The organism is Micrococcus sp. 140720015-1, from assembly GCF_053627595.1.
Genome location: NZ_JBSEYC010000003.1, coordinates 205,162 through 218,888 on the forward strand (window position 1 = coordinate 205,162; position 13,727 = coordinate 218,888).

Consider the following 13,727-nt stretch of genomic DNA (forward strand, 5'->3'; position numbering starts at 1 on the left):
ACGAAATGGACACCCATCAGGTTGATGCCCTCGAGGCAGCGGTACGCAGTGAGATCGGCGAGGATGCCACCGACTGGTACGAGCCGGACGGCTACGAGAGTGTCGCGTTGGCTGTGCTCGATTCCATTTATTCGACCGGGAATCACTACACCGGTGTCATCAACCTGGTGAACAAGTACCGGGCGGCCCGGACCGCAGAAGGCGGCTCCCCAGACACCGATACCGCCACGGACCTCGTCGAGGCTGTCGGACGGTGGGGTGGTATCGACGGACTCGTCGACAACACCAATCAGTGGAAGACGTCGTCGGCTGACGGTGCTCCGCCTAAGGCGCTTGCCGCATATGGCGCCGCCCAGATCCTCCAGCGGCATGGTCTTGAGACTGTCGTCCAGGTGCGAGATCAGTTGATGGATCGGGAGGATCGGCTGTCGTCGCCCGCGTGCACTGAATGGCTGGCCTTGCCAGGACAGAGTTCTGGCCTCACCTGGGGCTACTTCCTCATGCTCTGCGGTGTACCGGGAGTCAAGGCCGACCGCATGATTCTGCGGTATGTGCGGCGCGTCGTCGGTGACCATGTCAATGCCGAACAGGCTTCGGAGCTGGTGGAGAACGTCGCGGGTCGACTGGGCATCGGCTTCACCGCCCTGGACCACGCGATTTGGCGCATGGAGTCCGGTCGTCCTGTGCGTCGCAAGGACGAGACCGACGATTGAGAAGCACAGAACCCGGCTTACAGCCGGTTTATCTCCCCGGCAGGGTGACCTCATGACCCCCTCGCCCTTCACCGTGGTCGCTGGCACGTTCTACCGTGCCGTGGACGCCCGGTTCGTCGATAGCGCCCTTCGCGGCTCCCGCTCCGCCGGTCGGTACTCGCCACCGGACGCACCCACGCTCTACCTCAGCTCCTCACCGGAAGGAGTGGACGCGGCCATGGTTGCTCACACGGACGCGACCACCCCGCCGCGCGAGCTGCTGACCTTCGACGTTCATGCCGAACGGATCGTGGATCTGCGCGACTCCGAGGCGCTCGCGGCCCTCGGCGTCGACCTCGCCGACGCCATGGCCCCGTGGAAGCCGGCCGTGGAAGTGGGGGAGGAGCCGTCGTCGTGGGCGGTCCGCCGCCGCCTGGAGGAGGCCGGTGCGCACGGGCTGATCGACCCGTCCCGCACGGCCCCCGGGCTGTGGCACCTGACCCTGTTCCGGTGGAACGAGGACGGCGCGCCCCGGGTGACGCGCACGTTGTGACGCGAACGGCTCCCCTCGGACGTTCAATCCCCGCGGCTACTCTGGCCCCATGTCCGCCATCTTCGACCACCTGCGTTCCGACGACGGCGAGCACGTCGGCTACATCGAGATGGTCGGTGACCTCTTCGTGCCGCACGACCTCCTCCACCGACGCCGAGGCGAGCCCATGGAACTGCACGAGGCTGAGGCTGTCCTCGACACGATCGGCTTGCGTGCGCTCGCTGAGGACTGGCTGCTCGACCCGGCCGACGGCATCGGCGAACCCGTGCGGGTGCGCATCCAGGAGGTCACGCGCACGCAGGTGACCATCGCACCCACGGTGGACGGCGCCGTCGGGGAGGTCGCCAAGAGCATCGACCCCGCCGCGAGCATCACCCTGACCCTGCCCGCGGAGCGGCTGCGCCCGGCGGGGTGAAAGGGGGCGCGAGAGGAGCTACGGGGCGTTTCGCGCACCAAAGATGCTCAAAGTTATGGCAAGCATGAGCGCACGATGGTTCATCGCTCCATAACTATGGATACTTATGGCATGGATCTTGGACCTCTCCTCGCCGCGGGCGAGACCCTGGACGTCGAGTTCAAGCGACGGCTGGGGAAGGACGACCTCTACCAGGCCGTCGTCTGCATGGCGAACGGAACCGGGGGCCTGATCCTCGTCGGTGTTGATGACGACGGCACCGTCGTCGGGGCGACGGGGGACCACGGCGGCCCTGTGGACGCAGACCTCTTGGCTGGACGCATCCAGAACGGCATCGAGCCACCGTTGAGCGTGGACGTCGAGGTGGTCCCCTGGGAGGGCAAAGACGTGGCGGTCATCACCGTCCCCCAGGCGAAGTCCTCGTTCGTCGGTACGCGCAAGGGGCTGTTCGTCAAGCGCCTCGTGGGGCCGGACGGTCGCCCCGCGTGCATGCCGATGACACCGATGGACGTCCTGCGGGCCGGGTTCGACGGGATCGGGCTGGACTATGCCCGGGCGGAAGCGCGCGGAGCAGAGTGGGCACACCTCGATCCAGGCGAGTTCGATCGGTTCCGGCGGCTCGCCGCCCAGTCCGCCGGCGACAAAGGGCTGGCGGAGCTCGCCGATGCGGAGCTGCTGCGGGCGTTGGACCTCCTCACCCCCGACGGCGGCATCAGCCTCGGCGCGATTCTTGTCTTCGGCACGTCAGAGGCCCTGCGCCGGTGGGCGCCCACCGCAGAAGTCCTCTTCCAGGACTCCCGGCCCCATGGTCTAGAGGCAAACGAAGACCTGCTGCTTCCCCTGTTGAGTGCATTCGAGGAGATCGAGGCGCGCTTGGCACTGCGGAACTCCGTCACACCCGTAGAGGTGGGTCTCGTCCGTGTGGATGTCCCCCTGTTGTCAGAGAGTGTGCGACGCGAGTCGATCGCCAATGCACTGGTACACCGCGACTACGCCGAAGTGGGGCCGATTCAGGTGACCTTCACCGGGGCGACGTTCTCGGTCGCGAGCCCTGGCGGGTTCCCTCGCGACGTCTCACCGGTCAACATCCTGAATCGCTCGGCTCCCCGCAGCCCCGCCCTGGCGAACGTGTTCAAGCGCGCCGGTCTCGTCGAGCGCAGGGGAAAAGGCGTGCAGGACATGTTCGCCTCGCAGCTCCGCGCCGGCCGTGGCGCACCGGACTACGGCCGTTCCACGCAGCGGTCCGTGATCGTCGACGTCCCCTTGGGTGACGAGGACAGGGAGTTGCTGATCTTCCTTGCCCGCAGGCAGAACGAGGGTCAGCGCGCACTGACACTGACAGAGCTGCGAATGGTCCACGAGATCAAGCACGGAGGGCCTGCCAGCTCGGCGGATGTGGCGGAGTGGCTTCGACTTCCCGTGGCGGACGTGCGCGGAGCGGCTACCGCGCTCGTCGAGGCCGGCGTCCTGGAGGCGCGTGGGAACGGCCGGGCGCAGCGGTACATGCTGACCGCGCGGTTCTACGAGCTGGCCGAAGACCGAGCCGCCTACCTGCGCCTGCGTCCGGTCGACCGAATCCAGCAGCGGCGGCTGATCGCTGACTACGTCCTCGAGTTCGGGTCCATTACCCGAAGCAAGGCCGCTGAACTGTGCCAGATCGCGCCCACGGCAGCGAGAGCGGTGCTCAAGAGCATGACGGAAGAAGGCCTCCTCGAATTGCGTGGGGAGCGGCGCGCAGCGCACTACGTGCTCCCGGGCTCGTAGCAGTGTGCCCGGCCGCGCGCGCCGAAGCGATCGCGCGGCTCAGCAGTGTCCGTGCACAATGATGGCTCTTACGCAACGATCGATCCATATCGTTGCGTAGGATGCCCGTATGGGTACGGATCGGACTACCAGTACGGCCATCGGCTCGGAGGAGCGCCCCTGGACCGCGGACCCCGACGACGCTGGCGTCCTCACCCGCCGCGCTCGCGTGCGCGCGTCGGGCCCGTATCGAGCTGCGCTCCCAGCCCGTATCGCCCGACTCGGGTTCGACCTGCCCTCCGATCTGGCGACCGAGGTCGAGGAGGCGACGGCCGCCGTCGTGCGCTTCGACGCTGAGATCAGCCACGCCCTCCCGGGGCTCACGGGAGAGATCGCCCCGATCGACGCGGTGCTCCTGCGCACTGAGTCCGCGTCCTCCTCGCAGATCGAGCACATCACCGCGGGCGCGCGAGCCCTCGCCCTGGCGACTCTCGGCGAACGCACCCGCCCGAACGCAGCGCTCGTGGCGGCGAACGTGAGGGCCATGGGCGCTGCTTCCCGGCTGGCTGCCGACCTGGACGAGCCCGCCCTGCTGGCCGCCCATCGTGCCCTCATGGACGGTCAGGAGCATGCCCGGCCGGGCGCCTACCGCGATGCGCAGGGGTGGATCGGGGGCGGGGCGCCCACGCCGCACACGGCGCAGTTCGTCCCGCCCCACCCGGAGCGCCTGCGTGCCGGGATGGACGATCTCTTCGCCTCCCTGCGACGCACGGACGTACCCGCCCTCGTGCAGGCCGCCATCGCGCACGCCCAGTTCGAGACCATCCACCCGTTCGCGGACGGCAACGGCCGCACCGGGCGCGTCCTCGTGCACGCCGTATTGCATCGGGCCGGCGCGATCACCCGTATGGGGGTGCCCCTCTCAGCGGGACTCCTCACGGACACGGCCGGATACTTCGACGCCCTCACCGCCTACCGCGACGGCGACCCCGCGCCCATCGTGCGCCGCTTCGCGCAGGCCGCCCTGGCCGCCGTCGGCAACGGCCGAGAGCTCGTCGCGGACCTGGACGAGGCCCTGACCGGCTGGCGCGAGCGGCTCACCGCCCGGCGGGACGCGGCGGTCTGGCGGGCGCTCGCGGTGATCATCGCGCAACCCGCCGTGACCGTGGACCATCTGGCCCAGGCGCTGGGTGTCTCGCGCCCGGCCGCCCAGCGGGCCGTGGACCAGCTTGTCGAGGCCGGCGCTCTGCAGGCCGTGTCCGCTCAGCGTCGGAACCGGGTGTGGCTGGCCACCGAGGTGCTCGCCTGTCTGGACGAGTTCGCCGCGCGTGCGGGCCGGCGGGGTTGACCGGGTGTGGACTACCGGGCTGACCAGCCTCAGTGCCGCGTGTAGTGTCCCGGCCATCCGGGCGGGCGTCGGGTTGCGGGCGTCCATCTGCGCCACCACCCGGTGCAGGCCGTACGTCTCGAACCCCAGGTCCAGCTGGGACACCGATCCGGCAGGGCTGGCGAGGCCGTCCTCCCGGTACGGGCGCAGCGTCAGCCGCGCGGTGCGCAACGGCCAGTCAGGGGCGGGGCCGCCCGCAACCGCGCCCTCCCCGCGCACCCCTGACCGGCACAGAACTCGGCTGACAGCCGCCCCGCATGCCCGCTTCGACAGGCGCCGGCATCTTGTGCCCCTCCCCACCCGGACCCCTTCCGAGTCCGACACAATGCATACATCCATGCATGCATCCGATTATTCTGGCCCGCATGACTCCACTCTCCGACCCCTTATGGGGCAGTCGTGCCACGGCTGCCGGCCGCCTGGCTCACGACGTCGCCTGGCGCATCGTCCGCGGTGAGATCGCCGCGGGGGAGATGCTCACCGAGGTCCAGCTCTCCACGGAGGCCGGCATCTCCCGGACGCCGGCCCGGGAGGCCCTCCTCCAGCTCGAGCGCTGGGGCCTGGTGCGGCTCCTCCCCAAGAAGGGCGCGGCCGTGCAGGCCCTCACGCCGCAGAGCGTGGCCGACCTCACGGCCCTGCGCGGCCTCCTCGAGTCCACCGCCCTCGCCACGGTCGCCGCGCGGCCCGACGCCGTCGGGCCCCTCGTCGCCACGCTCACCGCCAACCTGGAGCAGCAGCGCGCCGCCCTGGACGCCGGCGACCTCGCGGCGTTCTCCGCGCTGGACGTGCGCTTCCACCGGGACGTGATCGCCACGTGCGCCAATGCCGCCTTCGACGAGGTCGTGCGCACCTTCGCCCCCCGCCTGGCCCGCCTCATCCACGCCGCCACCGGCGGATCCGTCGACGCCGCCCGCCGCCTCCTCGACGGGCACGCCGAGATCTGCGCGCAGCTGGCCGCCGGGCGCGCCGCAGACGCCCAGCGCGCCCTGCAGGCGCACCTCGACGCCGCGGGGAGCGGCGTCGTCCCCGGCCTGCCGACCGTGGGCCCGTCCGAGGCAGGTGAACCCCGATGATCGAGGGCCTGCTGATCCTCCTGCTCTGCCAGCTGGCGGGCACGCTCGTGGCCGACACGCTGCACCTGCCGATCCCCGGGGCCGTGCTGGGCATGCTCTTGCTGCTCGGCCTGCTCGCGTGGCGTCGGCCGGCCGAGGACGCGCCGGTGATGACGGCGAGCCATCACCTGCTCCAGCACCTGCCGCTGCTGTTCGTCCCGGCGGGCGTCGGCGTCGTTGCTGTGCTGGGCCTCATCGGGGAACACCGGGCGCTGATGCTGGTCGGCTTCGTGGTGCCCTGGCTGCTGGGGCTGGTGGTCACGGCCGGCGTCGCCGCCCCGCTCGCCCGCCGCCTCACGGACAAGGAGGACGCACAGTGAACGCCGCCGAACTTACCGACTCCCTCGCCGAGGCCTGGGACGCGCTCCTGCACACACCGCTGTTCGGCATCGCGCTGACCCTCGCCGTCGCCGTGCTCTCCCGCCGTCTGTGGCTCGCCGCCCGGCAGACCGCCCTGCTCACGCCCGTGCTCGTGACGATCGTGCTGGTGGCCGCGTTCCTGGCCCTGACCGGCATCGACTACGAGACCTACATGATCGGCGGCAGCTACCTCACCTTCCTGCTCGGTCCCGCCACCGTGGCCCTCGCCGTCCCCCTGTACCGGGCCGGCCCTGACATCCGGAAGCTGCTGCTGCCGGTCGCCGTCGGGGTCACCGTCGGCTCGCTGACCGCCATGGTGAGCGCCGTGCTGATCGTGCGGCTGATGGGCGGGGACGCCGCGCTGGCCGCCACGTTCGCCCCCAAGTCCGCGACGACGCCGATCGCCATGGCGGTGGCCGACGCTGGCGGCGGGATCGTCTCCCTCGCCGCCGTGCTCCCCGTGCTCACCGGCGTGCTCGGCGCCGTGTTCGCCCCCTGGGTGCTCGACCGGCTGCGCGTGCGCGACCCCCGCGTGCGTGGCCTGGCTATCGGCGTGAGCTCCCACGGCATCGGCACCGCCCGGGCCCTCGCCGAGGGGCCGAAGACCGGTGCGTTCTCCGCCCTCGCCATGGCCTGTTCCGGCGTGCTCACCGCCCTGCTGGCCCCGCTGGTGCTGGCGATGACGGGGTGAGGGGCCGGGCGGCCGCCCCCCGGTCGGGCGGCCGCCTCGACCCGCTCCGGCCGCCGCGGCCTCCTTACCGTGTCCGCCCCGCCTGCCACCCTGGTCCTCTTCCTTCCCCGCGGGCCGCCCGCCGGCCCTCGCAGGCGCGGTGACGCGGCCCGGTCCTGCGAACGAGAGGACCCCACCCATGATGGGCCCGTCCCACGCGGCCACCGGCGCCGCGGCCTGGCTGGCGCTCACGCACTGGCAGTCGCCGATCGCCGTGCTGCACCTGCCCGCCGAACTCCAGCTGCTCGGCGCCGTGACCACCGCCGGCGCGGCCATGATCAGCGACTGGGACCACCCCCGGGCCACCGTCGTCCACGCCCTGCCGCCTCTGACCGAGTGGATGAGCCGCGGCATCCGCCGCGTGGCCGGCGGACATCGGCGCGGCACGCACTCGCTGGTGGGGATCGCGGCGTTCACCGCCATCGCGACGGCGGCCGCCTCCATCCAGGTGCCGATCGCGGGGCGCGTCTACACGCCGGGGCAGGGGGTCATCGCCGCGTTCCTGGCAGCTGTGGCCGCCAAGGCCCTCCGACTGCTCCCGAACCGGGGATGGAGGGCCGCGTGGGCACTCGGCATCCTGGTCGCGGTGTCGGCGACCGTCCTCAGCGACGGGCTGTGGTGGATCCCCGCCTCCGTGGCCGTCGGCGTGAGCGTGCACATCCTCGGCGACGCCCTCACCAACAACGGGGTGGCCCTGCTCTGGCCGCTCAGCCCGGAGCCTCCCGCGCGCCTGTGGTGGTGGCAGTCCTCCGGACGGTTCCGGCTTCCCCTGCTCGGCCGGACCGGGTCCTGGCGGGAGTGGGCGCTCGTCTCGGTGGTCACCGCGTTCACCGTGGTGCGGGCCGTGCGGCTCGTCCCGCTCGCCGCTCGGGGGGTGGCGGCACTGTTCTGAGCGGCGGCGCCCGGCCGCCGCCCCCTCACGCCTCCGGGAACCACCCCGCCCGCACGGTCGCCTCGGTCCCGCGCGGCAGCCTCGGACGGCCGCCGGCGGCCAGGTCCCGGCACGCGTCCGTGAGCGCCTCGAACGACCACCCCGGGACACGGTCCAGCCCCTCGGCCGTGCCGTCCGCACGCCAGTGCACATGCCAGTCCCGGCGCCGCAGTCCATGACGGCCCCGCAGGCTCACCCCCGTCCCGACCGCGCGCACGACCGCCTGGTCCACGGCCTCGAGCAGCTCATCCGACCCGGGGTCGCAGGCGTTGCAGGGTCGTCATGGGAGGCTCACCGTGTGTCCGGCCCGGGCGGTCACCCCGAGCTCACTCCGCCGGCGTCAGTTCCCGCTTGAGGATCTTGCCGGTGGCGGTCTTGGGCAGTCCGTCCCGCACGGACACGGTGCGCGGGTACTTGTAGGGGGCCACCTGGGACTTCACGTGCTGGATCAGCTCCTCCTCCGTGGCGTGCGCGCCGGGGGCGAGCACCACGTGCGCGGCGACCTCCTGGCCGAGCTCCGGGTGGGGCACCCCCACCACGGCGGCCTCCGCGACGGCCGGGTGCTCGTAGAGCACCTCCTCGATCTCGCGCGGGTACACGTTGAGCCCGCCGCGCAGGATCATGTCCTTCGTGCGGTCCACGATGTAGTAGTTGCCCGCGGCATCGCGCCGGGCGAGGTCGCCGGAGCGGAACCAGCCGTCCTCGGTGATGGCCTGGGCGGTGGCCTCCGGCTTGCCCCAGTAACCCTTCATCACGTTCTCCCCGCGGATCCACACCTCGCCCAGGGTCTCCTCGTCGCCCTCGGGCACGACGGCCCCGTCCGGCGTCACCAGCTGCAGTTCGCACCCGCGGACGGCGCGTCCGATCGAACCCGGCCGATGCTCCTCACCCGGATGGTTGAAGCACGCCACCGGGGAGGTCTCGGACAGGCCGTAGCCCTCGAGGATCTCGCAGTCGAAGGTGGCCTCGAAGCGGCGCAGCAGCTCCACGGGCAGGGCGGATCCACCGGAGACGCCCAGGCGCAGGCTGGCCAGGTCCTCCGGACGGTCCTTGGCCGCGGCCAGCACGGCCCCGTACATGGTGGGCACGCCGATGAACACGTCCACCCCGCACTCCCGGACGGTGCGCGCGGCCACGGCGGGATCGAAGCGCGGGATCAACGCCAGGCTGGCGCCCATCGTCACGGGCGCCATGAGCGCGCACGTGAGGCCGAAGACGTGGAACAGCGGCAGGCAGCCGAGCACGGTCTCCCCGTGCTGGAGCTGGATCAGCGTCTCCGCCGCGGTGTCCGCGTTGGTGCCCATGTTCCGGTGGGTCAGCTGGGCCCCCTTGGGGCGGCCGGTGGTGCCGGAGGTGTAGAGGATGACGGCGTCGTCCTCGAGGCCCCGCTCGACGGTCTCGGTCACCGGGCCGGGGCTCTCCGCGAGGTGCGGGGCGAGGCCGTCCTCGCCGAGGGTGCGCAGCGGCACACCGCGCTCGCGGGCGCCCTCCACGGCTTCCTCGGACGGCACGGACCACAGCATCGACGCGCCCGAGTCCTCCAGGTAGTACTCGATCTCGCGGCGCTTGAACAGCGGGTTCATCGGGACGACGACGGCGCCCAGCTGCAGGGCCGCGAAGAACACCACCGGGAACGCCGGGATGTTCGGCACCATGAGCGCCACGCGGTCCCCGGGGCCGATGCCCTCCTGCCGCATGAGCCCGGCCAGACGCTGGGACTGGCCCTGCAGCTCCGCGTACGTCATGCGGTTCTCGCCGAGGATCAGGGCGGTGGAGTGCGGATGCTCGGCGGCGGTGCGCTCGAGGCGGGCGGGCAAGGTGAGGGTCACGACGGGCCTCCGAGGGGAGTCGGATGTGATGGGAACCACAGCGTAACGCCCGGCGGTGCTCGTTCGCTGTGAGCCGAGCGGGGTGTGTCGGCCGACCTCACGCCAGCGACATCACCGCGGTTCTGCCCGGCGGTGATGTCGCTGGCGCGCGGTCCTCCACCGGCCCCGCCCGCGTCGCCGATGTGTCGTCTTCGCGCCCCAGGGGCGCAAGACTGGTCCCCGCACACCGCCGCCCGGACCGCCGGGCCAGACCGGAGGACAGACCATGACCGCACAGATCCCCGCCACCCCTGCCATCCCCGAGACGATGAAGGCCGTCGTCATGCGCGCGCCGGGCGACGTCGTCGTGGAGGAGGTGGACACCCCGCGCGTCGCTCAGCCCACGGACGTGGTCCTGAAGCTGGCCGCCGCGTGCGTGTGCGGCTCGGATCTGTGGCCCTACCGCGGCCACAACGACGTCGACCACCGGCGCATGGGCCACGAGTACGTCGGCACGATCGTGGAGAAGGGCGAGGACGTCGCCACCCTCGAGGTCGGCGACTTCGTGATCGGCTCCTTCATGCTCTCGGACAACACGTGCGAGATCTGCCAGGCCGGCTACCAGTCCCGCTGCGTCAACGCCGGCGAGTACACGGGCAGCCAGGCGCAGTACATGCGCGTCGAGCTCGCTGACGGCTCCCTCGTGAAGGTGCCCGGGGGCGAGCCCTCGGACCCGGACCGCCTGGCCGACTACCTCGCCGCCTCGGATGTGCTCGGCACCGGCTGGTACGCCGCCGTCGCCGCGCAGGCCGGCCCCGGCAAGACCATCGCCGTGGTCGGCGACGGCGCCGTCGGCCTGTGCGCCGTCCTGGCCGCCAAGACCCTCGGCGCGGAGAAGGTCATCGTGTTCTCCCGCCATGAGGATCGGGCCGCGCTCGCCCGGGAGTTCGGCGCCGACGTCGTGATCGCCGAGCGCGGCGAGGAGGGCGCCACTCAGGTGCGTGGGCTCACCGGCGGCTACGGCGCGCACGGGGTGTGCGAGGCCGTCGGCACGCAGGGCTCCATGGACCAGGCCCTGGCCTCGGTGCGCCCCGGCGGGTACGTCGGGTTCGTGGGCGTCTCCCACGACCAGACCCTCGACGGCTCCGACCTCTTCGGCCGTGAGATCCACCTCGAGGGCGGGCCCGCGCCCGTCCGCCGCTTCCTGCCCGAGCTGATCGAGCGCATCCAGTCCGGTGAGATCCAGCCCGGCCGTGTGTTCACCGCGCGCATGCCGCTCGACGACGCCGCCGAGGCGTACCAGGCCATGGACGAGCGCCGCGAGATCAAGGTGCTGCTGGAGGTCTGAGGCCCCCGCGCGCTGAGCGTGTCCGCCTCCGCTGGGAAGGTGGGCGGCCCGGCCACGTCCGCGCCGGCCACCCCCGTCCTTCGAGGAGGACTTCCGCTCATGATGGGCCCTTCCCATGCGGCCACCGGCGCCGCAGCCTGGCTGGCACCGACCGGGCCGACGTCGCCTGCCGCGTGGCTGCACCTGCCGCCGGTGCCGCAGCTGCTCGGCACGTTGACCACCGCCGGTGCCGCCCTGATCAGCGATTGGGACCACCCCGCGCCACGATCGCCATGTACTTCCAGCCGATGTTCCGGTGGGTCAGCTGCGCACCCTTGGGCCGGACCGTGGTGCCGAAGGTGTGCAGGATGACGGCGTCGTCCTCGAGGTCCCACGGGGTGGCCTCCGTAACGGGTCCGGGCTCTCCGCGAGGTACGGGGCCAGGCCGTCCGGGCAGAGCGGGCGCAGGGCGACGCCGCATTCCTGGGCGGCCCGGGCGGCGGTCACGGGGGCCTCCGAGGTCGAACAAGTGTGATGGCGGCCGCAGGGCAACGCTCACGGTCGACGCCCTTGCGGGCCACGCTTGGCGGTCCTCCGGCCGCACCACGCCCCGCGCGCCAGCCATCGGCCTCGGGTCACTGCGGCCCGAGGAGCTCCTGGACCTGCGCCTCGGTCAGCGGGCGGGTGGGGCGCCCCTCCAGCAGGAAGGCGAGCTGCGCCGACACCTCCAGCTCCTCCGCGGCGTTGACCGCGCTCTCCAACGTGGCACCGGCGACGATCGAGCCGTGGTTGGCCAGCACCACGCCGGGGGACCGGCGCCCGGCCCCGAGGATGTCGTCCAGCATCTCCGCCGAACCGGGTCGGTGGTAGGGGACGGTCGGCACGTCCCGGCCCAGCCGCATCACGAAGTACGGGGTGAGGGGCGGGATGCCCCCGTCCTCGGCCAGGCAGCTGTACGCCGTCACGTAGGTGGAGTGCAGGTGCACGATCGCCTGTGCCTCCGGGCGGGCCTCGTACATGGCCCGATGCATCACCACCTCCTTGGACGGACGGGGGCCAGCCTGGTGCCTCCAGTGTTCATCCAGCACGGAGAGCGCCTCGGGGTCCAGCCGGCCGAGGGAGGAGTTGGTGGGCGTCATGAGATACCCGCCCTCGATCCGGACGCTGATGTTGCCGGCGCTGCCCACGGAGAATCCACGGGAGAACAGGCTTGCACCGAACTCGGCGATCTGACGGCGCAGCAAGGACTCGTCGGTCACGGGGCTCCTCTCAGACGAGTGCGTTGGCGATGAGCAGGGCGATCAGGGTGGTCGCCCAGGCGATCGTGGTGGGGATGGACCACGCGAGGATCTGATGTTTGGCGTTCTTGATGCCCAGCATCCGGTTCACCACCCAGAAGAAGCTGTCGTTGAAGTAACCGAAGAACAGCGAGCCGAGGGCGGCGGCCTGCGCGGCCAACACCATGTTCACATCCGGCATGGCCGCGAGGATGGGTGCGGAGATCGAGGCGGAGGTGATGATGGCCACCGTACCGGACCCCTGGATGAGGCGGACGATGGTCGCGATGACGAACGGGATCAGGATGGTCGGCAGGGGGAGGCCGGCCACCGCCTGGCCGATGGACTCCGCCGTCCCGGACTCGCGCAGAACGCCGCCGAGGGCTCCGCCGGCGCCGGTGACCAACAGGATGATGCCCGCCGACTGTACGCCGAACTCCATGTCGTCCAGAGTCTCCTGGCGCGACTGGTTGCGGGCGAGGCCGTAGATCGCCACGAGGACGCCGAGCAGCAGGGCGATGACGGGGTTGCCGATGAAGGCGAGCGTGGAGACCAGCCCGGCAGGCAGGGCACCTTCGTTGTTCTCCACCATGGTGGCGGAGAAGGTGTTCAGGAAGATCAGGACGATCGGCAGCAGGATCGGCAGGATCGAGATGAACAGCCCGGGCAGCTCGCGTTCCCGGACGGCGGCACGCTCCTGGAACTCCTCGAAGGCCTCCGCGGGGGAGAGGCGTTCGCCCGTGTCCCGTTCGATCATGGCCTCGATCTTCGGACCCATGACCTTCGCGTACAGGGTCACCACGATCATGGCGGGGAAGCTGAGGATGAGGCCCCAGAGGATCATCTCGCCGACGTTCACGTCGAAGATGCCGGCGGCGCCGAGCGGGCCCGGCGTCGGGGGGACGGCGTGGTGGGTGACGACCAGGCCGCCGGCGAGGGCGATGCCCAGGGTGAGGATGGACCGCCCGGAGGTCCGGGCCAGCGACCGCACGAGCGGCTGCAGGATCACGAAGGCGGAGTCCACGAAGATCGGGATGGAGATGATGAAGCCAGCGCCGGCGAGCGCCCACTCCTCCTTCCCCTTACCCAGCACGCGGATGAGGGAGTAGGCCAGCTTTTCCGCGGCACCCGAGACCTCGAGGATGCGCCCCATCATCACGCCCATGCCGATGACGAGGCCGATGGTCCCGAGGGTCGAGCCGAAGCTGGTGGTGATGGCCTGGATAACGGCGTCGGGGGCCATCCCGGCCGCCAGACCCGCGATGGAGGCGGCGATGACCAAGGCCAGGACGGCGTGGATCTTGGTCCGGATGACGAAGAAGATGAGCAGGGCGACGGCTGCCGTGAGGCCGACCAGCGCACCGATCTCGGAGGCTCCGAGCCCGTTCATGG

At 71.4% G+C, this 13,727-nt stretch carries 14 protein-coding genes; 10 read left to right on the forward strand and 4 right to left on the reverse strand.

From position 1 onward, the window contains the following. Positions 1-5: 5 nt before the first annotated feature. The 9 genes from ACUXPL_RS06435 (at position 6) to ACUXPL_RS06475 (ending at position 7,884) form a co-directional block, all read left to right on the forward strand. Positions 6-713: a hypothetical protein gene (locus tag ACUXPL_RS06435; protein WP_454182655.1), complete on the forward strand. Its 708-nt coding sequence runs from the start codon at positions 6-8 to the stop codon at positions 711-713. A gap of 52 nt (positions 714-765) precedes the next feature. Then, the gene (locus ACUXPL_RS06440; RefSeq protein ID WP_454182657.1) at positions 766-1,245 is read left to right on the forward strand and encodes an RES family NAD+ phosphorylase; all 480 of its coding nucleotides are present in this window, start codon (positions 766-768) and stop codon (positions 1,243-1,245) included. Between the two features lie 49 nt (positions 1,246-1,294). After that, on the forward strand, positions 1,295-1,660 hold the full coding sequence (locus ACUXPL_RS06445) for a serine/threonine protein phosphatase (protein ID WP_088477507.1): 366 nt from the start codon (positions 1,295-1,297) through the stop codon (positions 1,658-1,660). A gap of 111 nt (positions 1,661-1,771) precedes the next feature. Beyond that, entirely contained in the window at positions 1,772-3,424 is a 1,653-nt protein-coding gene (locus ACUXPL_RS06450; RefSeq protein WP_454182659.1) for an RNA-binding domain-containing protein, read from the forward strand. A 109-nt stretch (positions 3,425-3,533) separates the two neighbouring features. Beyond that, entirely contained in the window at positions 3,534-4,751 is a 1,218-nt protein-coding gene (locus ACUXPL_RS06455) for a Fic family protein (RefSeq protein WP_454182661.1), read from the forward strand. Positions 4,752-5,155: 404 nt separating this feature from the next. Beyond that, a complete protein-coding gene (locus tag ACUXPL_RS06460) occupies positions 5,156-5,863 on the forward strand; it encodes a GntR family transcriptional regulator (protein ID WP_454182663.1) in 708 nt (235 codons plus the stop codon). After that, positions 5,860-6,222 (forward strand): CidA/LrgA family protein, encoded by a 363-nt coding sequence (locus ACUXPL_RS06465; RefSeq protein ID WP_002855541.1) that lies wholly within the window; start codon positions 5,860-5,862, stop codon positions 6,220-6,222. The genes ACUXPL_RS06460 and ACUXPL_RS06465 overlap by 4 nt, the downstream gene beginning before the upstream one ends. Beyond that, entirely contained in the window at positions 6,219-6,953 is a 735-nt protein-coding gene (locus ACUXPL_RS06470) for an LrgB family protein (RefSeq protein ID WP_020625927.1), read from the forward strand. The genes ACUXPL_RS06465 and ACUXPL_RS06470 overlap by 4 nt, the downstream gene beginning before the upstream one ends. Positions 6,954-7,131: 178 nt before the next feature. Next, complete coding sequence (locus ACUXPL_RS06475; protein WP_454182665.1) at positions 7,132-7,884, forward strand: metal-dependent hydrolase; 753 nt, start codon at positions 7,132-7,134, stop codon at positions 7,882-7,884. A gap of 25 nt (positions 7,885-7,909) precedes the next feature. Here ACUXPL_RS06475 and ACUXPL_RS06480 read toward each other — a convergent pair whose 3' ends face one another. After that, entirely contained in the window at positions 7,910-8,155 is a 246-nt protein-coding gene (locus ACUXPL_RS06480) for a hypothetical protein (RefSeq protein ID WP_454182667.1), read from the reverse strand. A 94-nt stretch (positions 8,156-8,249) separates the two neighbouring features. Next, a complete protein-coding gene (locus ACUXPL_RS06485; protein WP_454182669.1) occupies positions 8,250-9,752 on the reverse strand; it encodes a long-chain-fatty-acid--CoA ligase in 1,503 nt (500 codons plus the stop codon). Positions 9,753-10,017: 265 nt separating this feature from the next. Here ACUXPL_RS06485 and ACUXPL_RS06490 point away from each other — a divergent pair, with 265 nt between their 5' ends. Then, positions 10,018-11,079, forward strand: a complete 1,062-nt coding sequence (locus ACUXPL_RS06490) for a zinc-binding dehydrogenase (RefSeq protein WP_454182671.1) — start codon at positions 10,018-10,020, stop codon at positions 11,077-11,079. Positions 11,080-11,693: 614 nt separating this feature from the next. On the opposite strand, the gene ACUXPL_RS06495 is transcribed toward ACUXPL_RS06490, so the two are convergent. Both ACUXPL_RS06495 and ACUXPL_RS06500 read right to left on the reverse strand, forming a co-directional pair. Further along, positions 11,694-12,317, reverse strand: a complete 624-nt coding sequence (locus tag ACUXPL_RS06495) for a class II aldolase/adducin family protein (RefSeq protein ID WP_049147437.1) — start codon at positions 12,315-12,317, stop codon at positions 11,694-11,696. Between the two features lie 10 nt (positions 12,318-12,327). Further along, positions 12,328-13,725 carry a GntP family permease gene (locus tag ACUXPL_RS06500; protein ID WP_454182673.1) on the reverse strand — a complete coding sequence of 466 codons (1,398 nt, stop codon included), beginning with the start codon at positions 13,723-13,725 and terminating at the stop codon, positions 12,328-12,330. Positions 13,726-13,727 lie beyond the last annotated feature (2 nt).